The sequence below is a fragment of the Mucilaginibacter sp. OAE612 genome, assembly GCF_041806395.1.
Taxonomy (GTDB): domain Bacteria; phylum Bacteroidota; class Bacteroidia; order Sphingobacteriales; family Sphingobacteriaceae; genus Mucilaginibacter; species Mucilaginibacter rubeus.
This window is the reverse complement of record NZ_JBGMUW010000001.1, coordinates 1,043,968-1,066,801: the sequence shown is the minus strand read 5'-3', so window position 1 is coordinate 1,066,801 and position 22,834 is coordinate 1,043,968. Positions and strand designations below refer to the sequence as shown.

The window sequence follows — 22,834 nt, the reverse complement described above, 5'->3', positions numbered from 1 at the left end:
ATAAGACTATAAGACAATTATAATCGCCCGGGAGGCAAAAATCACCGATGAACGCTTTGATCTGATCTTTAAAGACTTCTATCAACCTTTCGTAGGATAACAGTCAGTGTTTATAGGCAAAAAGCTGTATCCCGTCTATACATAAACAACGCCCGTCTATTCCCTTTTTTTCACTAAAAATAATGCTATTGTTTTGGGGCTGTTAATCAGCATAAAATGAAAATCCTATACTCCTTGGCAGTAATTATTGCCTTAGCGTTTATCAAACCGTTTAACGCAAAAGCCGACCCTGGCCGTACGGTTAAAGGTGTCGTAAAAGACTCTACCGGTTACCTGGTTGCAGGTACCACTGTAAAAATGCTTACCGGTACCGACAGCACTACCGTTATTACGGGTGCCGATGGTACCTTTACATTTAACAATGTGACAGTAAGCCAGTTTAGTTTAGTTTTTAGCTCGATAGGTTATGAACCACTCAGGCGCAGGTTTGTGTTGGCTAATGATAATAAGCCGGCTAATTTGCCGCCGGTTATCCTGAAAATAGAAACTACGATGTTAAAAACCGTAGTTATTGCGGATGTGAACCCGGTAAAGCTTAAGGAAGATACCATTGAATTTAACGCCGATGCTTACAAAGTACGCGATAATGCCCCTGTTGAAGATGTGATTAAAAAACTGCCTGGTATGGATGTTGATAAAGATGGCAATATTACCGCCCAGGGCAAAAGTGTAACCAAGGTGCGTGTTAATGGAAAGGATTTTTTTGGAGGCGACGTTAAAACAGCTACAAAAAACCTGCCTGCCGATATCGTACAAAATATCCAGATCATAGATGATTATGGCGATCAGGCCAACCTTACCGGTATCAAAACCGGCGAACCCGACAAAGTATTGAACATCACCATCAAACAAAATAAAAACTATGGGTACTTTGGTCAGGCCAGTTTAGGTGGCGGTCGCGATGCTATTCCTGGGGTATCAAGCGATAAGGAGGGTAACAGGTATGTAGCTTCGGCCAATGTATTTAGTTTTAACGGCAACAGGCAACTGGCTTTCTTAGGTAACCTCAATAACACCAACACCAATCTGTTTAGTTTTGGTGGTGGTGGCCCAAGAGGTGGCGGACCGGGAGGCCCGCCGGGAGGTAACAACAGTTCGTCAAACGGAATCACTACCGCACGCTCGTTCGGATTTAATTATCGCGATAGCTGGGGCAAGAAGATTACCGCTTATGGCAGTTACAGCTTTGCCGATAATTCGGTGAACACCATCAGCAGTACCATTCAAAATAATCTTTCATCAACCAACCCGAGCACCAATACACAAACCAATAACCAGCAGGACGAAAAGCTTAACCACCGGGTAAACTTCAACATTGAATACAAGCCAGATACGGTAAATTATGTAAAAATTACCCCAACGTATGCTTACGCAAGTATCAATACTACATCTGATGCAACCAGCTTGCTGCTCCGGAATTCGGAAACGGTATCAAACTACAGCCTCGCCAACCTTAGTAAATCAACGGAGCCCAACTATGGCGTTAATGTATTATTTAATCATAGGTTTAACAGTCACGGACGCAACTTTAGCGTAAATGTTGGAACAGGCAGCTATACCATTAACAAATATCAAAACCCGGTTTACACCTATATTGACGGAGCCCGCAATGCGCCTTTAAACCAGTTTATTAATACCGATAGCCGTACCGATAGCGTGGGGACTACAGTATCATATATGGAGCCTGTGAGTAAAAAAGGTTACCTGGAACTTAACTATGCATATCATTATGCTTACACCACTGCCGACAGGGCAACCGATACCCTGGCTGATGACGGAAATATAAACCGGTACGGCTTACTGAGCAATAACTACAATTCTACCTTTGTTACCAACCGGTTCGGGCTTAACTATCGTTTTATCGACAAAAAATACAATTATACCCTGGGCCTGGTAGCGCAACCTACGCTATTAAAAGGATCGTCGATAGTTGATGGCACACCATTTACTACTAATAACAATACGTTTAATTGGGCGCCTACTGCAAGGTTCATTTATAACTTTTCGCGCAGTCAGTCACTTAGTTTAAACTATAATGGCAGCAGCAACCAGCCTACTTATACCGAGTTGCAGCCGGTTACCGATTTTAGTAACGCATCATACCCGGTACAAGGTAACCCCGATCTGAAACCGGAGTTCAACAACACGCTGTCGTTAAAATACAATAAATTCAATTTTGAAAGCGGGAACGTGTTTTTCAGTAACCTGTCGTTCATTAAAACAGATAATAAGATAGTAGCCAACACCATTACCTACCCCAGAAATTATGCACCAAACAGTAAACTTGCGGGAAGTATCTTAACCCAATATTTAAATGCCGATGGCTATTATTCGGCCCAGGGGTTTTACGTGTTCGCCAAGCCATGGCAAAAAAGAAAATATAATTTATTCATGATCGGTAACATTTCGTACAATAACAACGTCTCATATATTAGTAACGTTGACTCTGCTACCTATAACATGACAACCGAAAAGAATATAGCCAAAAATTTGGTATTATCTCAAGGCGCGCGCTTTAGGGTAAGCATTACCGACGTTATTGATGCCGAAGCAAGCACTACTTACAGCGTTAACACCTCAAGCAATTCTATCAAACAGGCAAATGTTAACAGTAACTTCCAAACGCTTAATCTTGGCCTTAATGGCAAAAGCTATTTTAAAGACTGGACCCTGAGCTATGATTATTCAAAAATGATCTACTATGGTTATACGGGCGCTACCAATCCTAATATATTGAATACCTATGTTGAGCGTCGCTTTTTGAAAGGCAATGCCGGTACGTTACGCTTTTCGGTGATGGATGTGTTTAATGAAAATACCGGGTATACTACCACTCAGAACGGCAGCTATATCACTCAAACCAACAGTAATCGTTTGGGGCGTTACTACTTGTTAACCTTTACGCTTAAGCTACAGAAATTTGCCGGCAAAAGGCCAACCATGGAGCGTGGCGGACCGGGTGCTCCACCTCCGGGCGGCGGCCCCGGCGGACCGCCGCCATTTTAAAGAACAGCAAAGGTTCATAAAATATTAAAAACCTTCCCATCCCTGAGAACGATGGTGAGTTCAGATCAAAAAGCATGATGATCTGAGATTTAGTTGATGTTATCATCAGATAACTGCAGGGCGTTCCGGGGTGAGATACGGGACGCCCCTTTTTTATTAATTATACGTTAATGCACTTATTTAGGTTTCGATTTTTGGCTTAAACCAATTTATTATTCAATCAATCTGAATATCAACGCCGTAGTATGAGATATTATTCTCATTTTTTTTATTATTTAATTAAACTACACAAACCAAAGATTAAACTTTTATGTGTTAATTTACCTGGACCGTTTTTGCGGGGGTACTTCGTAGCCCGAATATTTGTTAATTTAGCCCTTTATAAAAAATAAGCTTTTTTTACAGTTTTTAATTACATTTAACCCATTATTTGTAAATAAAACTGAATGAAGCCGCTTTTACTTAAAGTTTCTGCCGATCCTGCGCATTCCTTTAGCGTAAGGCATGATGTATCACCGGATATCAATAACCGCTGGCACTGCCATCCCGAATTGGAGCTGATTTATTTCATCAAAGGTGGCGGAACGCAATTTATAGGCGATAGTATTAAGCAGTTTGAAGACGGCGATATGGTGTTGGTTGGATCAAACCTGCCTCATTACTGGCGCTTTGACGACATGTACTTTAATAATGGCAACGAACAGGTGCCGGTTGATACCATCGTGGTACATTTTTGCGAAAACTTTTGGGGCGATCAGTTTCTTCAGCTTCCAGAAAACAAGCTAATAAAAGTATTGCTTGAACGTTCAAAACGTGGCTTGCAAATAACAGGTGAAATAAAAAAGCAGGTGGCCTCTATTTTAGCCACTATGCTTAATACTGATGGTGCCGAAAGGATCATCATGCTGCTCAAAGCATTGAATACCATAGCGGGCAGTTCACCGCTTAATTATCTAACTTCTATAGGTTTTAAGTACGATCATAATGAATCGGAAAGCGACAGGCTCAATAATATTTATGAATACTCGGTACGTAACTTCCGCAAAAAGATTTACCTGGAAGAAATTGCCGATATAGCCGGTGTGAGCGCGAACTCGTTTTGCCGGTACTTTAAATCAAAAACCCGCAAAACCTACTCACAGTTTGTGATCGAAATAAAGGTAGGCTATGCCTGCAAACTCCTCATTGAAAATAAGCTCAACATCAAGCAGCTTTGTTACGACAGCGGCTTCAATAATTTCTCCACTTTTCACAAGCATTTTAAACAGGTAACAGGTAAAAGCCCACTCATGTACCAAAAGGAGTTTACGAAGAAAACATAATTTTTTGCTATCCCCGAGTGGTTTTAATTGTATTGAAGATAACTCGGGATGGGCTGACCTTTAGAAAAAAGGCAGTTCATGACAGGGCAGCAGCCCCTTCAATATCCTTTTCCATAAGGCTGAAAATAATTCTATTATCCTATCCTGGGAATAATTTTCTAAATTCACGGTGATATATCTCTCGTTTTGCGCACTTACTATTAAACGCACTGATCATGACACATGAGATAGTTTTTGATAAACCGGCCGCCCGAAGGGAAAAACTCATTACGAAGCTTTACCAAAGCGCTTTCCCAACAGTGGCTAAATATGTAAGCAAAATGGGCGGCTCTTTTGATGACGCGAAAGATATTTTTCAGGATGCCCTTGTTATTTATTATGAAAAGACGTTAAACGGTGATCTGTCACCGCATAACGGTGAAAAGGCTTACCTGCTGGGTATTGCCAAACATCTTTGGCTCAAAAAGTTTAAGGGTGACCGCCATAACCTGCCGCTTGATAGTTGTACTAAAGATTTTGATGTTACAGATGAAACTGAAGATCAGCCATCGGCAGTTAAACTAATGAGATACCTGGAAACGGCGGGTAAAAAATGCATGGAGTTGCTAAGCGCTTTTTATTATCATAAGCTGCCCATGAAGGATCTCGCGGATTTGTTTGGCTACGCGGGTGAGCGATCAGCTACTGTGCAGAAGTATAAATGCATTGAAAAGGTAAGGGAAACAGTTAAAGAACAATCACTGGCCTATGAGGACTTCATTGAATGAGATCAAGGAAATTGACGATCATGTGCTTGGGCAAACTGCGCCTGATGAGGCACTGCTGTTCGATGCCAAACTGATCATCAACCCTGGCCTTAAGTATAAGGTGATGCGGCATAAACAAACTCTGGCCCTTGTGCAGCAATATGGCCATAACAGCCTTAAGGCCGAAATTGAAACTGTACATCAAAAGCTATTCAGCCTGCCTGAGCATGTGGGTTTCAGGCAAAAGATCATGCGTTTGTTCAATAAACGCTAAACATTAAATTTTATGAATATCAATCAAAATGAGTTCCGCAAATATGCGGTAAGGCATCGCCGTGTCCAAAGTTTACATATTGACAGGTTTATTGCGCAGGTAAATAACAGCCAAATAAGGATGGGCATGACGCCCTATATTATGGAAGAGCGGCAGCTCAATATCTCGCAAATGGATGTTTTTTCGAGACTGATGATGGACAGGATCATTTTTCTGGGCACTGCGATAGATGAGCAGGTGGCTAACATCATCCAGGCGCAATTGCTTTTCCTGCAATCGGCCGATGCCAAAAAGGATATCCAGATCTATATCAATTCACCGGGCGGTTCGGTGTATGCCGGACTGGGGATTTATGATACTATGCAGTTTATATCGCCCGATGTGGCTACTATCTGTACTGGTATGGCTGCCTCAATGGCTTCGACATTACTTTGCGCCGGCGCCAACGGCAAACGGGCCGCGTTGCCGCACTCACGGGTGATGCTGCACCAGCCATCAGGCGGAGCGCAGGGGCAGGAATCGGATATCGAAATTGCTGCCCGGCAGATCTCTAAAATGAAGCGAGAACTGTATGAGATCACAGCCAAACACAGCGGGCAAAGCTACGACAGGGTTTATGAAGTATCCGACAGAGATTACTGGATGATAGCTAAAGAAGCTAAAGCTTTTGGGATGATAGACGAGGTTTTGGGAGGTAAGGAGGACTGATTGGCATATTGAAGACTTACGAAGTTTAATTACTTCGTAAGTCTGGCTATTTAGATCACTTATGCAACGCATCTACCTTATCAAAAAATTCATTTTGCAATTTGATGGTACTGGTATCGGCCTTAATCGCTTTAAGCGTTTGTATAAAACTGGCTATTTCATGCTCTGCTATAAATTTGCCAAATCCAGGTGTAGCTTTAGCTCCTTCACCTGCATAGTGGTTAGGATAAGCGGCATACCACCATATAGGTGTATAAATATTAGCCAGGTTTAAACGGTGTTGATTGTCGCCTGATTGTGATGCCGCCCGGTCCATCTTCATCAGATCTGGGCGATAGTAAAGCATCGACGCGGTTTCACTTTCGCCGGCATGCTGATCACCTTCAATAGCTGATTTATGCATTTTGCGGTATTGATCTGTGTATTCCTTATCTGCACTATGCGGGTTATAAAAATATACTGCATAGCTGTGACGTTTGTTGAGCAGAGATTGCATAAAGAACTGGATAAACTCGGGATTGCCGCCATGGCCGTTCAGTATTACTATTTTATCAAACCCGTTTCGCGCAATTTCATCGCAGGTAGCTTCCAGTAAATCCCAGATCACTTTGCTTGGCAGCGCAAACGTTCCGGGCTGATGGCGGGCCTCATTGATCTGCCCATAAAAATAATCAGGAAATACAACAGCATATTCCAACTTAACAGCATGGGCAGCCCACTCACGTACGTGGATCAGGTCGGTTCCCAAAGGGGAATGGGGGCCGTGTTTTTCCAGGATCCCAATGGGCAGGATACAGGTTTTCGACGATTTTTCGAGCGCAGCAGGAAAATCTGAGGCAACAAGCTCGTCCCAGCGGGCAGGTATTTGCTGGGCAAAGGAATAAGCAGAAAGCAGTAGCGCTGCAAACAGTAATAAGTAAGTTTTCATAAATTATAGGTTTAATAACAGGTTATAGCAAACTGTATTTGAACTGAAATTTACGAACTTAAAATGTTGTTTTTCAACAGGTAATTTAAAAATTACAATGAAGAGGTTAATGGATATTGGGCAATGAGTAGCAGAAAATAGCTCCTTTTTCCTTGTTGTTTTCAACCCAGATCCGGCCATTCATCTTTTCGGTAAAATCTTTGCAGATCATAAGCGCTACGCCCGCGCCTTTTTCCTTTTCGTTACTGTACTGCATGTTGGCTTTAAAATTAAAGAGCAACTTCAACTTATCGGGTGAAATACCTTTTCCTTCGTCCTGTACACAAACAGTTATATCGTTGTTATCGCTTGACGCACCTATAGTAATGGTTGAATTATCTGGCGAAAACTTAATGGCGTTATGTATAAAATTGCGATGGATAAACTGTACTAGTTCCTTGTCGGCATGAATAACAATGGCCGGGTCCACTGTGATTACGAACTTAAGTCCACGGTCTTTCCCCATTAAGTAAAATGGTTGTATAGCCTCATCAATAAGATCCTTTAATGGCAATGGAACAGCTTTGTAATTAAAGCCCGACAATTGCTGTTTGATCCATTGCAAGATATTTTCAAAAATCTCCAGCGAAATATTTGAAGAATGCTCCATTGTATCTACCAATTCCATCAACTCTTCCCGTGTAAAAGTATTAGCGTCTTTAAGTACGGTTGCCAGTGTTTTGAGTGCGCCTATTGGCTGCCTGAAATCATGCGCAAGAATTGATACCAGCCGGTTGTTGAATTCATGATCTATTTCCAGTTTTTCGTTTCGTAGCTGTACAGTGCGATTAAGTTCTTCCAATGTTTGGCCATGCTTTTTCTTGAGGTTATACAGGCGGTAGGTAAATATTACAGTAATGGCAGTTATCACAAATAAAATACCAAGTACAATAGCAAGCACCTGCCTGTTTTGGCTCCGGATGGTTATAGCTTCCAGTTCCTGGTCCTTAAGTGCATAATCAATGTAATCGAAGCCCGATGTGTTAGCGAATTTTTCTTCATCTTCATAAAGCTTCAATAATTTTTCGCTGTAGCGCTGTACTTCATTCAGGTTATTTTGAGCGCTGTAGATTTCATATAATTTTTTGCCGAAGAACTTTTCATAATAATGATAACCACTTTTTTCGGCAATGGAAAGCCCTTGTTTGTAATATATAATAGCTTTGGCGATATTATTATCCATGTACAGATCGCCAAGGTTAATGATTATATCAAGGCTCAGATAGGAAAGCTCCATTGCTAAACCGTTGTTAGCAGCTTGTTGCAGTAATGCCGTACCTTTTTCGCGCTCGTTGTTTTGCACATACAATAAGCCCTGGATCTGGTCTGCTTCAACCAGCATACGGTTATCTTTAAATCTTGTTCCTATCTCCCGCGCTTTTTTAAGATAAATTTCAACGGAATCTTTTGGCACTTGCTCCGGGTATAAGAGCAAGTAATTACATAACACCAGCGACATTATAGAATCACGCTGCAGGGTTTTGCCGAGGTTCATCGCGCGTTTAAAAAAGTCTATTGCTTTTTTATTCTCTTTGGTTTCGTTAAATACGAGGCCAATGTTCATTAACCCCTGTACAATGTTCGAGGTATCTTTTAACTCCTTATAAAGATTATAGGCCTCGTTATAATACCGCAGCGAAAGCTGTAAATTGCCTTTTAGGTCATAAACAATACCTATAGCATTCAAGGCGTCGGCTTTACCGGCCTTATAGTTAAGTCGTTCGGCTATATTTCTTGCTTTTTTTGCATAAAAAAAAGCACTGTCGATGTTTTGCTCATACAAAAGTAAGCCCAGCCGGTTAAGTGCATTGACATATTGTATACTGTCATGAATTAAAGGAAGATTTTTTTTTAGTTTATTAACCTCCTTGAATTGGCCGAAACATTCAGATACAGCAAGCAACAGCAATACTAAAAGGCTTACGTTTTTTTTCATTAATTAATATTTGCAAAACGGGGCTAACGGTTCATAATATAGCCTAAAGCTATTATACGGATAAAAAATGGTATGGTTGGAGAATGTTAAATAAAATAGGCCTGAGTTACAGTTAATTTAAACTGCTATCCCCCAAAAAAAGATATTCAAGCTTATGCAGGTAATACCGGCATAATGGCTGAAATAAAAAAATGATTCAAAGAACTGTTATAACGAATCGGGATTAGGAATAAAGTTCATAAATGCCTGAAACTTGGCATAATAGTTTTGCATGTTTAACTGGTAATAATAAGCACCGCGTTTTGAGCCGGCTTTATCCTTATCGGCCAGTTTAATGAGTAAACCGGTTGCCAGCACCCTTTTACTGAAATTACGTTTATCAATAGTGGTATTAAACACGCTTTCGTAAAGTGTTTGCAATTGCGGAATAGTAAACTTGGTGGGCAAAAGCTCAAACAGGATAGGGTGCATAGCTGCTTTGTAGCGGATGCGTTTGCGGGCCTGCTCAACCATTTCCTGCTGGTCAAATATCAATTTAGGGGCGCGTTTAAGCTGAAACCATTCGGCATGGTAATCATCACTAATCTGGGCTTCATATTTATGGATGTCAACCAGTGCAAAGTATGCTACAGATACTGTACGCTCAATAGGGTCACGCTGGGGTTGCCCAAAAGTATATAATTGTTCAAGGTACACGCCCTCCAAACCGGTTAATTGCTTTAAAATGCGGTTGGCACTTTGATCAAGACTTTCATCTGGCTGAACAAAGCCACCCATCAGGCTCCAGTTTCCCTTTTCGGGTTGAAAGCCTCTTTTTATCAATAGGATCTTTAAAACTTCGCCATCAAAGCCAAAAATGATACAATCAACAGCTAATAATAACCTTGTTTGCTTGGAGTACTTGAGCATTTATAAACAGTAATAATTTTATGGTAAAAACAAATATAGAATAACATTCGATATAAGCTTGCAAATTTGCTGTGTTATACCTGTTAAAAACGCATTAATTTACAATTGTTAGTCAAATGTGTAAATTAATTGTGCTTTTTACAATAATAATTGACACTTATTCATTATTTATTCGCCCCATGCCGATATTACCAACATGCGGTTGCCGCCGTGGTTACGATGCTCGCACAAATAAATCCCCTCGCCGCTTCAAAATCGATAAAGCGAAAATCGATACGTCCGCTGCTCACAAAAAAGTTCCCGACAACCTCCCTCCTGCCGTTCCAAAGAACTTATTTTTAAAGTAGTTGGGATCTTGCGGCTCCAATTCGCTGTTATGATAATTACCTAATGTACCAAAGCACCGTAAGCCGGATTGAAATGATCAAATGCATGTGCGCGGCTAAAATTAAGCTGTCCACTAACCAACTCGTCTGAGTAATTAGGGCTTTCATCAACTACTAACGCCCCCGAAATATAATTTGTCGATTTGACAGCATCGGCAGATACCGGTTTAGGCAGATAAGCAATATCGCTATGGTGCATGGCCGGCGCATAAATATGATCACTGCATGAATATACTGGGCAGGAGCAAAAGCAGGCTGAATTTAAGTTTCATCGTAAAAGGTCCGGGTCAGGTTTATAAACAGATACTCAACAATTATACGCTAAAACAAGTAATAAAATAACAAACCCTGCTGTTTATTCAGGTTAAACGCATCTAAATGGGGTTAACATGAGTTAACACTTTCCAAATAATACACATACAAAAAACTCACAATCAATCACTTGTATTTCAACAGGGTTAACACTAAACTAAATTTTCCGAGCAATTAAGCACATCCGAATGTTTATAGTTGTTATTGGCAAAAGCCGGTGACGATGAGACCTGGGTTATTTTACCGGCACCAAGGGCACTTATATCATAACCTTATTTCGTTAGCTATATTAACAACAAGTCATCATCACTAAATATTAAAATGCGTTTGCCCAACTATTTATTATACCAGGCTACCAACAAAGTCATCCGTAAAATCATCGGCAAAATGAATTACGTTTTGCAATTCGGAAAACTCATCTATTTGATGGGTAGTAGTAAGTACAACAGCTTTCATACCTGCATTAGCGGCAGCTTCAGCACCTTTAGGTACATCCTCAAACACAATACAATCTGTGGGCAATGTATTCAGCAATTCGGCAGCTTTTAAAAATGTTTCTGGATGGGGTTTACTTAGTACTACGTCATCGGCACTTACTATTGCTTTAAAATAATGCCTGATGTTAAGGTTATCCAGTACAAAATCAATGTTAAAAGGAATAGCGGCTGAACCGATAGCCATAGGGATACCGTTTTGATAAGCTTTTTCCAAAAACTCATGCAAACCGGGCAATAGCGCCAGGTGGGGTAAAAACTCATTCTGGTAGCGCTGTTCTTTAAGGTACGAAAGCCTGTTCATTTCCTCGGTAGTAAAGCGATTGGGGCCAAACATACGTTCCAGTACTTCCTGATTTTTACCGTACATCTGTGGTTTTACTTCATCCCAGGTAAAGCTGCCGCCAAGGTCGGTATTTAAAAGATATTGCCATGCTTTGGTATGATAAGGCATGTCATTGATCATAGTGCCGTTAAGGTCGAATATAAAGGCCTTCATGTATTAATTTTCAATTTATGAGATAAAACCGAGCCAATTTTTCGGCAAACTTAAACCTTTAAAAAACTAAAAGTTGAATTAGGCCACATATTCTTTAAACACATAGGCGATTAGTTTTTAACAGCCGCACGATGAATGAATATATTGTTCGATTTTTTTAGCGAAACATTGGTCTTTTCATGTACTTAATCCATCCGATAAAAAGGTATTTAATCCTAAAGATTTTAACCATAATGAATTTTAAGCTGAAGCAATAATTCAAAAAGAGGCGCTCAACCGTATAGCTATCATACAATCGCACGAATTGCGGAGGCCGGTAGCGTCAAAGCTTGGTATATTAAACCTCATGCGAATGGAAAATATTGATTTTGGTTACTTTAATATAATAGAACATACCGTTAACGAACTGGATGAAAAGATACGGGGGATAGTAAAAGATTCGGAAGACACCATCCAGGGAGGCCATTTGTCAGTAGCCTGATCATCAATTATTTAACCGGACAAATACCATCCCACAGATTTGGTTTACACCTAAATTACGCTTTGGCTATTGCTGATTACGGTAAATTATAACTACCTTGGCGGCATTAATAAATAAAAGAATGCAAAATCAAGGAACAGTAAAATTTTTTAATGAAACAAAAGGTTTCGGATTTATAGTACCAAGCAATGGTGGTCCGGATATTTTTGTTCATTCAACAGGCCTTATTGACGAAGTTCGTGAAAACGACACCGTTGAATACGAAGTTGAAAACGGCCGTAAAGGTCTTAACGCGGTAAATGTAAAAGTTATATAATTATAATATAATCATTAAGCCTACCAGGCACTCAATTTTTGAGTGCCTTTTTTTTGCTTTATTTTTTTGTTAACCTGCTGCGTACATCGGCTTAATATTTGAATGTTACTTTCAAATAAAAACTGGCATTGTTGTTGTTTATTCTAATAATATCATAAATCGACTACACATAAAACAAAGAAAGAACATGAAAGATCAAGCAAAAATTATAGCAGCACTATTGGTAGGTGCAGCGGCGGGCGCGGCTTTGGGTTTATTGTTAGCTCCTGAAAAAGGAACTGAATTAAGAGGAGATATTGCAGACTATATAAATGATTTGGTTGATACAGCCAAAACGAAAGCGCAAACAACAGCCGGAGAAATCAAAGATTACAGCAACAATGTAATTGATAAAGCAAAAACCAAATTTAGCGGAACCGTTAGCGACCTTTGGGATGCTAAAGATAAAGCTGTTGACACAGTACAATCAAAAGCCGATGAAATTGCAGGCAAAGCCAGCGACGCCGCCGAAAGCGCAAAAGATAAAGCTAAAGCAACTGCTAATGACTGGAACAATTCTGTACAAAACGCATAATATTTAGTACTATCATAAAATAATAAAACCCTGCCAGTTGGCAGGGTTTTATTATTTATAAGCGTTTTTTTTATTATTTATTCCATGTATTGTTGCTGTCATCAGCATCCATAAATATACCGCCATCTAAAGTAGCTGATTTAATGGTTTTGGCGGTTTTGATATCTACCGAAATTTGCTTTTGATTTTTTTCCCAAACCACAGGGGTTTGATGAATGCTTTCGGCCGAACCATCAGCATAAGTAATTTTTACATCAAACGGAATTACAAAACCGCCCACGTTTTTAATTGCTACTGTATAACCACCGGCTGTTTTGGTTACACCTTTTACCGACAGATCGATATAGTAATTAGTAAAGAACCAGTTATTGAAAAACCAATCAAGGTTTTTACCTGTAATATTACTCATAGAGTTAAAATAATCCCATGGTATTGGGTGTTTGCCATGCCAGCGGTCCATATATCCATGCAGGGCTTTTTTGAATAGTTGATCGCCCAGCATGTCTTTCAGAGCTAAATAACTTAATGATGGCTTACCGTATGAGTTATTACCGTACCCACCCCTCAATTCGCTCGATGGTGTAATGACCGGCTGATCTTCGGCGGTTGAAGCATCATGGATCCATCTGTCAACACGGAAATTTTTATACAATGCTTCAGCTTTTTCTTTGCCAACTTCTGATGTTCCAATCAACAGTTCAAAAGTGGTTGCCCAGCCCTCGTCCATAAATGCATAACGGCTTTCGTTAATACCCATATAAAAAGGGAAATAAGTATGCGCTATTTCATGATCCTGCACAAACTGCGAAAAGCGCACATCGTTGGTATGGCTATCGTTAACCATCATAGGGTATTCCATATCTGCAAAGCCCTGGAACGACGTCATTTTAGGGAACGGGTAGGGTACCCCCGGCCAGTTATGTGATAACCAGCTTAATGAATTACGGCCGTTTTGTACCGCATGATGAAAATCTTCCGAGCTATCTAAAAAAGCAGCCTGCATACTGGCCCGGCGGTTTGTTGCATCATCAACCACAACGCTGGCTGCATCCCATACATAATGATCACTAATACCTACAGCCATATCGCTGATATCGTTAGCGGTCCAGGTCCAGGTGTTCATCTCCTTTTGAGCCGTTACTTTATGGGCGGCAAGCTCAGCAGCCGATGCAATATTGATAGTTGAATCACTGGTGAATGAAGCCTTCAATCGTTTTGCATATTCAGGCTGAAGCACCTCTTCAGGGTTTTGCAGGGTACCGGTAGCCCAAACTACGTAGTTTTTAGGCGCGGTAACGTGCAGGGTATAGTCGTTAAAGTCGTTGTAAAATTCCTGGGCATCTAAAAAAGGTAGCCTGTCCCAGCCATTGTAATCGTCATAAACCGACACCCGCGGATAAAAATAAGCCAGGTAGCAGGTAGTTGAATCGATCATTCCTTCGCGGCCGCTTTCTTTCGAAATTTCAAAATGCCAGCCAATATCAAGCTTAACAGAATCATGAGGCATCAACGACTTACTTAAACCAACCATTTGATTTGTTGAACCTGATGCAACTTTTTTTGCTTCGCCATTAATTGAAAAGCTATCAAACTGAATGCCCGGTGTAAGATAGTCAGCCCCTGCATCGCCAAAACGGGCGGCACCCGGTTTATGAATGTTCAGGATGAGCTTCATGTTAAGCCTTTTTAAAGTATCCGGACTATTATTAACATAAGTGATCTGTTCTGTGCCTTTTACAGTACGATTTTGAGGCACAGCCGTAATACTGATATTATAACGGCCATAATTTTGCCAGTACTTTTTGCCGGGGCGGCCATCAGTCGAGCGCGTTTCGTTTTTAAATGCTTTTTGTATATCGCGTGGCATATACAAGGTTTGGGCCTTAACCTGTATAAATGCAATGCAGGCTAATGCAGATAAAATAATGGGTTTGGTCATACGTCTTAAATTTCGTTGCCAATTTAAATTAATTGGACTAAATAACGATATGCAAGAAACATTAATCGGAAAATTTAAAACAAAAAATCGCTTGATAAATCGCTATATCAGAGCTTATTTTGTAACAAAGCTGTCACAAAGATTATTTATAAATAAATATTTTGCGGTATCGAATATATTTTTTTTTACTTTGTTACCAGTTATTTTAATAGGGGTATTAAATAACTAACATTTAAGCCATCTGCGCTATGCGGATGGCTTTCTTATTTCCCCTCTCAATCAGCAACAATATATTCTTTGGAAATGAGCGTAAAAAGCTCGTCATTATCAATTGATTCATCTTTACACTCGGTAAGTAATTGTTGAGCTTCAGTATAATTAAGCTGCTTGGCCACCATTATTAACATATGGCACGAAGTGATATTAATATGTTCAAGTAGCTGCAGATACAACATAATATCCATATCCAACAATACTGGTATAGTTTGCTCTTCGTCCAGGCAAAACTCATCCTTAACAATGGACTTTATAGGGTTACAGTTCTTATCCGATGGAATTTCATTAATCAGGGTATACACCTTATTCATCCGTTCTATCTGTTTTTTGATATCGTCCCAAAACTCCTGTATCGCTTGCTGCAATGCGGTAAAAGAAGCGAGGCCTTTCAGGTGCCCAAGGTGCTTATCAAGATAACACTTACCAAAATAAATGCGGTTTAAATTGTGGACAAATACCTTTTTTAATAAGTCATTGTCCAGTGTTTTAGGGGCATTTTTACTCATAGCATAAAATTAAAGTGTAGTTGTGGTTGATTATATTCTTAAAGCTATTAATTACATCATTGCTCATCAAACTTACCTTAAAAATAAGTAAGTTTTATTACCTGACAGATGTGCCCGATAAATTAACTTTGCACTGCAATAACATAATGCTATGAAATATAAATTAGGCGATTTTGTTCGGTTTGTTGATGAAAAAATGGAAGGTTTTGTAACGCGCATCATCGACGAACAGATGATAGGCGTTACCGGCGAAGACGATTTTGAGATTCCGGTACTGGCCAGTAAAGTAACTTACGTTCATGGTTACCAACCGGCAGGGGCGACAAAAAGCAACAATACAACAGCTGAAAAGCCCTTAACACCAGGTGAATTTGTAAAAAAAGGCGTTTATATAGGCGTGGTTACTGATGCCAGGGCAAGTTCTGTCGTACATTTTCATTTAATCAATGAAACTTCGTTTCAGTTGCTGGCTACTTTAACCACAGATAAGCAACAGGTATTTAAAGGCGAATTTGCAGGGATCATCGCGCCAAAATCAACCGAAAATATCTACTCCGCCCAACTGGCCGATCTGCAGGTTTGGCCAAAGTTTATTTTCAGCGTTTTATTCAGTACCAAACAAAACGTTGAACCACCGGCACCGTTGGCTGTACATGAAAAGTTTAAGGCCAAGGATTTCTCAACCACTAAAAAGAACATTCCATTCCTTAACCAGGCCGGCTGGCTCATCAGGCTCGACGAGCCTGAACTGATTATTGATGCTCAAAAACTGAAGGAAAGCTTTTTTGAAAGCCCTACAGAAAAAATAGTGATTGAAAAGCCGGTTAGCGAAGTTGACCTGCATATAGAAAAGCTGCGGGACGATTATCAGTTTTTAAGCAGCGCTGAGATTATGGAGATTCAGCTGGCCCATTTTCACAAAGCGCTGGATGCGGCTATTGTTCATCAACTACCTGATATTACTTTTATACACGGTGGTGGCAATGGCACGCTGCGTAATGAGCTGCACAAACAATTAGGCAGGCATAAAAAAGTACAAACCTTTATGGATGCCCGTAAAGAAAAATTTGGTTACGGCGCTACCAAGGTGGTGTTGAAGTAACAATTTACGAGAGTAAGTAAGCCTTACGAAGTTTTGAAACCTTCGTAAGGCGGTTTTTCTTACTTTTTCGCAAACCAGATTTCAAGATTAGGCAACTTTAAAGTTTGATGCGGCGATGCCGGATCATGTAACTTTAAACTCACCGGGTAAAGTTCATTTGCTTCAAACGTTAAAGGTTCAAGATCTTTAATATAGAGATTTTGTGGAATACTATGTGTGAGCGCAAAAGGAATGTTCTTTTTAAAGTTGTTGAACACTTTTATCAGTAACTGGTTATTGCCGGGCATCAAATCCAAACCGATTACATGACTTACAGAGGCAGCCTTACCCGGATTATTATTGATGAGCAGCTGTCTGCCATTTAGCAAAACAATTATACCATCGCCGCTGGTAACCTTAACCTGCGCGTAAATTAAATCCTTACCTGCGTTAATGTTTTGCAAAATGTAGTAAGCATTATCCATGCCTGCAGGCAGATCAATCAGCTGCCCGTTTTTATAGTAATTTACAGACCGCCATGGTTTATCGGTGTCTTTGGTAAAAGGTTTTGAGATATCGATTTCATCCGCGCTGCCATTTAAACCTCCTAAGCCCGCGGAGTATGGGCCGGTTATATATAATGGCCCCCATTTTATTTTAGCCGTATCGGGTTTATACTTCATCTTCCTGTCGCTGTCGAGTTTGAGCGTGGTGGTTACATTATTTACATTTAGGTCAACAATGCTGCCTTTTTCTTCGTCGGTATATTGTATAGCAGGCTGATACCTGCCTTTGTGTTTGGGCTTAATTGTCCAGCCTTGCTTTACCGTACTTTGATAATTGCTGTTATAATCAATACCCGATGAACTATAATAATTATAAGCGTTGTGCTCATCCAGTTTTATGTGGTCATAACTGCTGCTCAGGATATGAGCAGGTTGCACTTTGTAACCTTCGGCAACGTCAACCGCTATAACTTTTATTTGTTTTTCACTGTCAAAACCTGCGGGTAAGGTTATCACAGCGGCATCAGTTGCCTGTTTAAAGCTAAGCGATTGTTGTTCACCCAAAACAGAAACATTACTAATCCTGCCTTCCAGACCGGGTAAAGTGATCAGGCCATCAGCGGGTGCCGAGGTTACAAAAAGATAAAGCTTATTGGGTTTACTGGTTATATTCCCCCAGTCAAAAGAGGCAAAAAAGGGATCGGCAGTTGTGCCATAAACAGCTTCGGCATTTTTATGGAGCCAGGTGCCTATCTTCAATAAAACATCCTTTTCAAAACCAACTACTGAGCCATCTCCTTTGGGCCCGATATTAAGCAGGTAATTCCCTCCCCTGCTAATCACGCGGATCAGGCTTTCCAATTTCTCTTTATACTTTTCATCCTCGCTTCCGCGTTTTTGCCACGACCGGTAGCCCCAGGTTTCGTCAAAAAATGAAGCGGGCGACTGCCAGGGCACTCCGATGGAATAATCGGGATACTGATTATCACCCATTACGGCAAAATCGCCCTGATCATTACCCAAACGGCTGCTTACCATACAATCAGGCTGCAGGCGGTGCACCAATTGATAAAGCTCTTTACTTTGTTCAGGGCTTTGCGACCCCATATCAAACCAAAGTTCGGATATAGTACCATAGTTTGATAGCAACTCGGTTACCTGCTTCTTGTTATATTCATGATGCTCGGGTGTTATATAATCAGAATTATGACTTGATATGGGTGATGCCTGCGGATAATGCCAGTCTATCAGCGAAAAATACAAACCAAACCTTAAACCACGCCTTTTACAGGCTTCGGCCATTTCCTTTACCACATCACGTTTAAATGGAGTAGCATCAACCACATTAAAATCGGTAGTTGCAGTTTTAAACATGCAAAATCCATCGTGATGTTTTGAAGTTAATACAACAGAGCGCATCCCAGCCGCTTTAGCCAGCAGGGCAATACTATCAGCATTCCAGTTTATCGGGTTAAAGTTTTTGGCCAGGTTGGCGTAAGTATCACTGTAAATACCAGCATGGGCCTGGATTTGCTCACTTAAGCCGCGGATAACCGGCTTCCCATCCCAAACACCACCCAAAACTGAATAAATACCACCAAAATGGATAAACATGGAAAACTTCTGATCCTGCCATTGCTTTATCGAAGAAGATGGCGGTTGTGCAAATGCAAAATGAATACAAACTAATAACGATAACAGTGTGCTTATGATTTTTTTCATGAGGAGGAATTCAATATCTCAAAGTGTAAAAAAGTTGTTAATAAACAAAAAACTCACAACTTAAACTTGCCTGTTATAAACTAACAGCTACACAATTATGCACACAAAATAACTCAACTTTACACTTTTGCTAATAAACATGTTATATAATTGTGAAATACGCTTCACAAATTGCATTTTTTTAATAAAAATATTATTTGCATCTTTGTAGCAACACAACCCTAACCCTAATTCATAATGAAAAAAATTCTCTTGCTCAGTAGCAAGGGTTCATTTAACCTTTAAAAAAACGTAATGTCCGAATCTATTCAAATTCAACCCAATATCCATTGTGAGCCTTGCAAAGAATGTGGTGCACGCCCGGTAATTAATCAAACCCGTAAAGGTTTTGTGGTTACCTGCCCAACAAATAAAAAGCATTATGAAACTGCTCCCGGTATGGTAAATATTGATGAATGGAACAGGTTTAACCAAAAATCGCCCGTGCTTACAGGCACACAATATAAAAGCAAAGCCTCATAAAAACTATTCCATAAAAGTAATAGTTTCAGTTTTGGGTATTTAATCAATAAAAACCTGCTTATGAGGATACAATGGGTTTAATTGTATTCATGTTATGCATATTGTAGATACTGAAAATGAACCTTCAAAAAAAAGGCACAGCTATACATTTTGTCCAAAGTGCCAAACCAATACCGGCCAAAGGATCCACCGGCCGGCATTGTTAAAGCTATTGACATTTTGGCTGCCGGTTAAAAGGTATTTTTGTTATAGCTGCAACAAAAAATACCTGGTAATTGAAAGGTAACGAAACCGTTCGGTAACAACACTTCCTATTGTTCAAAACACAGTATAGCTTAACAATATAAGACCCTTTCACTTTGCAAAAAGCGGAGCTGTTTGCCTGCTACCCGATTTGAGATACTCGGCATAGCTTTTTTTAATATAACTGATCATATCATAATCGCTCATTTTTTTCACTTTTTTAATTTCGGGGTGATATTGGTTCATAAAGTTTTGCAGCGAATCGCCTTTAAGATTAGTTATTGAGCTCACCTTTTCTGGCGAAAAAAACCTGTCCACATACTCATCTTCTTCATCTTTCAGCAAAATCTTTTGCAGCTTTGATTGCGGAGCTCTGTTTTTATTCAACATGTCGATCACCGACAGCAAGTTGATGCTCAAGATAGTTGCTGTACTTTTATCCGCATTTATGTGATTGCTGGGTTTACCAAAATCAAGATCAGCCGGACGTGCTATAAACGCATCTTTTATGGTTGAGCTATGATAGGCAAAAACAGAGGCAAACTCCCTCCTGTTACGTAATGAATCGGCCCTGGCATTACGCCTGGCCCTGATCTTTACCTCACTTAAAACAGTTGCCGCAGGCTCAATGTAACATCTTAAGGTATCAAATTTTAAAAAACTGACTATAAGCTTAAAAGGCTTGTAACCTATGCTGGTGATCCTTAAAGTATCACCGGGCTTTACGTTGGCCAACACAAACTTCCCTTCGGCATTACTTATACTTTTTGATGCAGGTGTATTGATAAAAGCATTTGCCACCGGCAAATAGGTAGCTTTATCAATAACAATACCTTTAACACGCTGGGCAAACAGATTTATTGACAAGAGCATCAATATCACTGTTGAGGTAAGTTTCAATGTTTTCATGACGGGTTCAGTTAACAGGTGAGCAGGTTAACTAAATATACGCATAAATTATTAACCTTTAAACTTTTAACAAATATTAACACTTGCCGCATTACGGTCACAAAACTTTTCTTTCCGTTAAAAAAGCCAATAAACTACTTCATCATAGCTTCAAAAATTTCATCAAAACCTTTGCTTTTAAATTTTTGGAAGGTTCCGTCAAACTTTTCGCTAACGGGGTTAAGCAATTGAAAGCAAAGCTGTTTATCTTCCTCGCTCAATGCGCTGGTCATCATTCGCGCAACTTCAAGTACACGTACTTTGGCTTTTCCAAGAGTTTCCTCTCCAAGGGCTGTTAATTTTAAACGCTTAATACGTTTATCATCAATATCTTCATACTCGGTTATCAGTTCGCGTTTTTTTAGCCTGTTAAGCATATTGGTACCGCTTGATAGTTCGATTATGTTATTATAAATAGCTTCAGATTTTATTGGGTTAACCTGGTTAAAAATAGTAACCAATATACCGAACTCCTCTATCTGATCAAGCCCTGTACCTTCAAGCGCTTTGTTTGAATATACCATATGGTACTTTCCTATCCGTCTTATCAAAATCATGAGCTTGCCGTTAATTCCCGGCCTTAATTGCCAGTCGGGCGTTGCTTTCTTCTCATCTGCTGCCTTGGCCATTAGCTGATGCCGGAAGAAATCATCCAAATTACAACCGGGATTTTGCTCCTCATAATCGCCCCAAAGCTTAACCAATTCAACTGTTTTATTCACGTGTTATTTCCTTTTGGTATCAAATCTAAAAAAAAGGTCTCCAATATTTGCTATTTACTTTCTTTTGGTATAATATTGCATTAGCTTACTACCATATGGTACATTTTATAAATTTAATCGATCATACCAAATGAATACCTCACTCTTTTTACCAGCACTATTAATACTACACTTAACAGGGCTAACTATAATGGCGGGCACCACCATTGTTGATTTTACAGTATTTAAAACCTTTTGGAAGCATTTTGATGATGATACAGAAAAATCAAAAGGTATACTGGCAGGTACATCTAAGTCATCAACACTGATTGGAATAGGTGCCGCCCTGCTGGTTATAACAGGCATTGGCATGATGGCCTTAACCCATGGCGTATTTGGCGAACAGCTATGGTTTAGAATAAAAATAGGAATTGTTTTGGTTCTAATGCTAAACGGGATATTTTTTGGAAGGAAGCAAGGCGAAAAGCTACGAATGATTATGAGTAACGACAAAGCTTACTTAGCAGAACGGGTTGACCAAATTAAGGTGAACCTTAATATCTTTTTTACGGTACAACTGATATTGTTTTTCAGCATAGTTTTTTTAAGCATTTTCAAATTTAGTTAATCAAAAAAAAATGGAAATGCAACAAAACACGCCTATTTATAAGTTGGTAATTGTAGGCGCAAACGGCGGCATTGGCAGGCAGTGCGTTGAACAGGCCCTTCAGGCGGGACACTTGGTTACTGCAATATTACGAAACCCGGCCAAATTAGCAATCGAGCACCCCAATCTAAAAAAAGTAAGCGGTGATGTTATGCAACCCGGCGCATTTGAAAATCATTTTGAAAACCAGGATGCTGTGATTTCGGCAATAGGCGTAGCCGGCGGTTTCGGATCAGATAAACCCACAGCTTTATATTCGCAAGGCAATGCCAATGTTTTAAAAGCGATGGAACAAAAAGGCATAAAACGCATGTTCCTGATCTCGGCCAGTGCAATTGAAATAAGTCCCGTACTCCCATTTTATATCAGGCTTATTGAAAAATATGTAGTTCAAAAACTGCTGAAACATATGTATACCGATTTGCTCAAAATGGAGGCAGTGATAAAAAGCAGTAACATTAGCTGGACTATCATTAGACCACCGCAGCTTACAAACCAAGCCGTTACCGGCACATATCGCATAGCTATTAATACATTTCTTAAAAACTGCCTCAAAATATCAAGGGCCGATGTTGCACACTTTATCATCAATAACGTTGCTACCCGGGATACTTACCAGGCAACAGTTGAAATTGGATATTAACACTAAAATCCGCCAATGAAGCAGAGCACCTTTCACTACGTGTTAACTTAGTGATCCAAACAAAGCTGACTATTTCATATAGCAAAAAAA

Annotated in this window: 22 protein-coding genes; 12 read left to right on the top strand and 10 right to left on the bottom strand. The window is 39.9% G+C overall.

Annotated elements, in window-relative coordinates:
• The first annotated feature begins 216 nt into the window (after window positions 1-216).
• From ABID99_RS04580 to ABID99_RS04560, 5 genes are all read left to right on the top strand, one after another.
• Window positions 217-3,066: a TonB-dependent receptor gene (locus ABID99_RS04580; protein WP_373613012.1), complete on the top strand. Its 2,850-nt coding sequence runs from the start codon at window positions 217-219 to the stop codon at window positions 3,064-3,066.
• Between the two features lie 446 nt (window positions 3,067-3,512).
• Window positions 3,513-4,388, top strand: coding sequence for an AraC family transcriptional regulator (locus ABID99_RS04575; RefSeq protein ID WP_090533316.1), 876 nt, complete (start codon window positions 3,513-3,515; stop codon window positions 4,386-4,388).
• Between the two features lie 215 nt (window positions 4,389-4,603).
• Window positions 4,604-5,155 carry an RNA polymerase sigma factor gene (locus tag ABID99_RS04570; protein ID WP_373613011.1) on the top strand — a complete coding sequence of 184 codons (552 nt, stop codon included), beginning with the start codon at window positions 4,604-4,606 and terminating at the stop codon, window positions 5,153-5,155.
• Window positions 5,136-5,408 carry a hypothetical protein gene (locus ABID99_RS04565; RefSeq protein WP_188833881.1) on the top strand — a complete coding sequence of 91 codons (273 nt, stop codon included), beginning with the start codon at window positions 5,136-5,138 and terminating at the stop codon, window positions 5,406-5,408. Before ABID99_RS04570 ends, ABID99_RS04565 begins: the two co-directional genes overlap by 20 nt.
• A 12-nt stretch (window positions 5,409-5,420) precedes the next feature.
• Window positions 5,421-6,116, top strand: coding sequence for an ATP-dependent Clp protease proteolytic subunit (locus tag ABID99_RS04560; protein ID WP_373613010.1), 696 nt, complete (start codon window positions 5,421-5,423; stop codon window positions 6,114-6,116).
• Between the two features lie 55 nt (window positions 6,117-6,171).
• On the opposite strand, the gene ABID99_RS04555 is transcribed toward ABID99_RS04560, so the two are convergent.
• The 5 genes from ABID99_RS04555 to ABID99_RS04535 all read right to left on the bottom strand — a co-directional run bounded on the left by ABID99_RS04555 (window position 6,172) and on the right by ABID99_RS04535 (window position 11,619).
• Window positions 6,172-7,044 (bottom strand): creatininase family protein, encoded by an 873-nt coding sequence (locus tag ABID99_RS04555; protein WP_373613009.1) that lies wholly within the window; start codon window positions 7,042-7,044, stop codon window positions 6,172-6,174.
• Between the two features lie 106 nt (window positions 7,045-7,150).
• Window positions 7,151-9,019 carry an ATP-binding protein gene (locus ABID99_RS04550; protein WP_354486356.1) on the bottom strand — a complete coding sequence of 623 codons (1,869 nt, stop codon included), beginning with the start codon at window positions 9,017-9,019 and terminating at the stop codon, window positions 7,151-7,153.
• Between the two features lie 207 nt (window positions 9,020-9,226).
• Entirely contained in the window at window positions 9,227-9,928 is a 702-nt protein-coding gene (locus ABID99_RS04545; protein WP_090533328.1) for an NUDIX domain-containing protein, read from the bottom strand.
• A gap of 387 nt (window positions 9,929-10,315) precedes the next feature.
• The gene (locus tag ABID99_RS04540; RefSeq protein WP_354486355.1) at window positions 10,316-10,513 is read right to left on the bottom strand and encodes a hypothetical protein; all 198 of its coding nucleotides are present in this window, start codon (window positions 10,511-10,513) and stop codon (window positions 10,316-10,318) included.
• A gap of 455 nt (window positions 10,514-10,968) precedes the next feature.
• Window positions 10,969-11,619, bottom strand: a complete 651-nt coding sequence (locus ABID99_RS04535) for an HAD family phosphatase (RefSeq protein ID WP_176628605.1) — start codon at window positions 11,617-11,619, stop codon at window positions 10,969-10,971.
• A 352-nt stretch (window positions 11,620-11,971) separates the two neighbouring features.
• Here ABID99_RS04535 and ABID99_RS04530 point away from each other — a divergent pair, with 352 nt between their 5' ends.
• From ABID99_RS04530 to ABID99_RS04520, 3 genes are all read left to right on the top strand, one after another.
• Window positions 11,972-12,100: a hypothetical protein gene (locus tag ABID99_RS04530; protein WP_256382337.1), complete on the top strand. Its 129-nt coding sequence runs from the start codon at window positions 11,972-11,974 to the stop codon at window positions 12,098-12,100.
• A gap of 121 nt (window positions 12,101-12,221) precedes the next feature.
• A complete protein-coding gene (locus ABID99_RS04525) occupies window positions 12,222-12,416 on the top strand; it encodes a cold-shock protein (RefSeq protein WP_090533335.1) in 195 nt (64 codons plus the stop codon).
• 187 nt (window positions 12,417-12,603) lie between these two features.
• Entirely contained in the window at window positions 12,604-12,990 is a 387-nt protein-coding gene (locus ABID99_RS04520; RefSeq protein ID WP_090533337.1) for a YtxH domain-containing protein, read from the top strand.
• A 73-nt stretch (window positions 12,991-13,063) separates the two neighbouring features.
• Here the strand turns inward: ABID99_RS04520 and ABID99_RS04515 are convergent, their stop codons facing one another.
• Both ABID99_RS04515 and ABID99_RS04510 read right to left on the bottom strand, forming a co-directional pair.
• Window positions 13,064-14,929: a M1 family metallopeptidase gene (locus ABID99_RS04515; RefSeq protein WP_188833886.1), complete on the bottom strand. Its 1,866-nt coding sequence runs from the start codon at window positions 14,927-14,929 to the stop codon at window positions 13,064-13,066.
• Between the two features lie 275 nt (window positions 14,930-15,204).
• A complete protein-coding gene (locus tag ABID99_RS04510) occupies window positions 15,205-15,711 on the bottom strand; it encodes a DUF892 family protein (protein ID WP_090533342.1) in 507 nt (168 codons plus the stop codon).
• Window positions 15,712-15,862: 151 nt separating this feature from the next.
• Between ABID99_RS04510 and ABID99_RS04505 the strand changes: the two genes are divergently transcribed.
• Entirely contained in the window at window positions 15,863-16,813 is a 951-nt protein-coding gene (locus ABID99_RS04505) for a Smr/MutS family protein (RefSeq protein ID WP_373613006.1), read from the top strand.
• A gap of 59 nt (window positions 16,814-16,872) precedes the next feature.
• On the opposite strand, the gene ABID99_RS04500 is transcribed toward ABID99_RS04505, so the two are convergent.
• Window positions 16,873-19,020, bottom strand: coding sequence for an alpha-L-fucosidase (locus ABID99_RS04500; protein WP_373613005.1), 2,148 nt, complete (start codon window positions 19,018-19,020; stop codon window positions 16,873-16,875).
• 294 nt (window positions 19,021-19,314) lie between these two features.
• Here ABID99_RS04500 and ABID99_RS04495 point away from each other — a divergent pair, with 294 nt between their 5' ends.
• The gene (locus ABID99_RS04495; protein WP_090533348.1) at window positions 19,315-19,542 is read left to right on the top strand and encodes a hypothetical protein; all 228 of its coding nucleotides are present in this window, start codon (window positions 19,315-19,317) and stop codon (window positions 19,540-19,542) included.
• Window positions 19,543-19,896: 354 nt separating this feature from the next.
• Here ABID99_RS04495 and ABID99_RS04490 read toward each other — a convergent pair whose 3' ends face one another.
• Together ABID99_RS04490 and ABID99_RS04485 are read right to left on the bottom strand one after the other, a co-directional pair.
• The gene (locus ABID99_RS04490) at window positions 19,897-20,694 is read right to left on the bottom strand and encodes a carboxypeptidase-like regulatory domain-containing protein (RefSeq protein WP_090533352.1); all 798 of its coding nucleotides are present in this window, start codon (window positions 20,692-20,694) and stop codon (window positions 19,897-19,899) included.
• 134 nt (window positions 20,695-20,828) lie between these two features.
• Window positions 20,829-21,455, bottom strand: a complete 627-nt coding sequence (locus tag ABID99_RS04485) for a MarR family winged helix-turn-helix transcriptional regulator (protein WP_176628598.1) — start codon at window positions 21,453-21,455, stop codon at window positions 20,829-20,831.
• 130 nt (window positions 21,456-21,585) lie between these two features.
• Here ABID99_RS04485 and ABID99_RS04480 point away from each other — a divergent pair, with 130 nt between their 5' ends.
• Both ABID99_RS04480 and ABID99_RS04475 read left to right on the top strand, forming a co-directional pair.
• A complete protein-coding gene (locus ABID99_RS04480; protein ID WP_373613003.1) occupies window positions 21,586-22,062 on the top strand; it encodes a hypothetical protein in 477 nt (158 codons plus the stop codon).
• A gap of 10 nt (window positions 22,063-22,072) precedes the next feature.
• Window positions 22,073-22,744: an NAD(P)-dependent oxidoreductase gene (locus tag ABID99_RS04475; RefSeq protein ID WP_373613002.1), complete on the top strand. Its 672-nt coding sequence runs from the start codon at window positions 22,073-22,075 to the stop codon at window positions 22,742-22,744.
• Window positions 22,745-22,834 lie beyond the last annotated feature (90 nt).

Excerpts from the sequence above, each read along its gene's own strand:
- ABID99_RS04575 (WP_090533316.1), top strand. The coding sequence starts at position 3,513 with ATGAAGCCGCTTTTACTTAAAGTTTCTGCCGATCCTGCGCATTCCTTT.
- ABID99_RS04515 (WP_188833886.1), bottom strand. The coding sequence starts at position 14,929 with ATGACCAAACCCATTATTTTATCTGCATTAGCCTGCATTGCATTTATA.
- ABID99_RS04565 (WP_188833881.1), top strand. The coding sequence starts at position 5,136 with ATGAGGACTTCATTGAATGAGATCAAGGAAATTGACGATCATGTGCTT.
- ABID99_RS04490 (WP_090533352.1), bottom strand. The coding sequence starts at position 20,694 with ATGAAAACATTGAAACTTACCTCAACAGTGATATTGATGCTCTTGTCA.
- ABID99_RS04495 (WP_090533348.1), top strand. The coding sequence starts at position 19,315 with ATGTCCGAATCTATTCAAATTCAACCCAATATCCATTGTGAGCCTTGC.
- ABID99_RS04530 (WP_256382337.1), top strand. The coding sequence starts at position 11,972 with ATGGAAAATATTGATTTTGGTTACTTTAATATAATAGAACATACCGTT.
- ABID99_RS04540 (WP_354486355.1), bottom strand. The coding sequence starts at position 10,513 with ATGCACCATAGCGATATTGCTTATCTGCCTAAACCGGTATCTGCCGAT.
- ABID99_RS04525 (WP_090533335.1), top strand. The coding sequence starts at position 12,222 with ATGCAAAATCAAGGAACAGTAAAATTTTTTAATGAAACAAAAGGTTTC.
- ABID99_RS04475 (WP_373613002.1), top strand. The coding sequence starts at position 22,073 with ATGGAAATGCAACAAAACACGCCTATTTATAAGTTGGTAATTGTAGGC.
- ABID99_RS04550 (WP_354486356.1), bottom strand. The coding sequence starts at position 9,019 with ATGAAAAAAAACGTAAGCCTTTTAGTATTGCTGTTGCTTGCTGTATCT.
- ABID99_RS04545 (WP_090533328.1), bottom strand. The coding sequence starts at position 9,928 with ATGCTCAAGTACTCCAAGCAAACAAGGTTATTATTAGCTGTTGATTGT.
- ABID99_RS04570 (WP_373613011.1), top strand. The coding sequence starts at position 4,604 with ATGACACATGAGATAGTTTTTGATAAACCGGCCGCCCGAAGGGAAAAA.
- ABID99_RS04480 (WP_373613003.1), top strand. The coding sequence starts at position 21,586 with ATGAATACCTCACTCTTTTTACCAGCACTATTAATACTACACTTAACA.
- ABID99_RS04560 (WP_373613010.1), top strand. The coding sequence starts at position 5,421 with ATGAATATCAATCAAAATGAGTTCCGCAAATATGCGGTAAGGCATCGC.
- ABID99_RS04500 (WP_373613005.1), bottom strand. The coding sequence starts at position 19,020 with ATGAAAAAAATCATAAGCACACTGTTATCGTTATTAGTTTGTATTCAT.
- ABID99_RS04535 (WP_176628605.1), bottom strand. The coding sequence starts at position 11,619 with ATGAAGGCCTTTATATTCGACCTTAACGGCACTATGATCAATGACATG.
- ABID99_RS04510 (WP_090533342.1), bottom strand. The coding sequence starts at position 15,711 with ATGAGTAAAAATGCCCCTAAAACACTGGACAATGACTTATTAAAAAAG.
- ABID99_RS04520 (WP_090533337.1), top strand. The coding sequence starts at position 12,604 with ATGAAAGATCAAGCAAAAATTATAGCAGCACTATTGGTAGGTGCAGCG.
- ABID99_RS04580 (WP_373613012.1), top strand. The coding sequence starts at position 217 with ATGAAAATCCTATACTCCTTGGCAGTAATTATTGCCTTAGCGTTTATC.
- ABID99_RS04505 (WP_373613006.1), top strand. The coding sequence starts at position 15,863 with ATGAAATATAAATTAGGCGATTTTGTTCGGTTTGTTGATGAAAAAATG.
- ABID99_RS04555 (WP_373613009.1), bottom strand. The coding sequence starts at position 7,044 with ATGAAAACTTACTTATTACTGTTTGCAGCGCTACTGCTTTCTGCTTAT.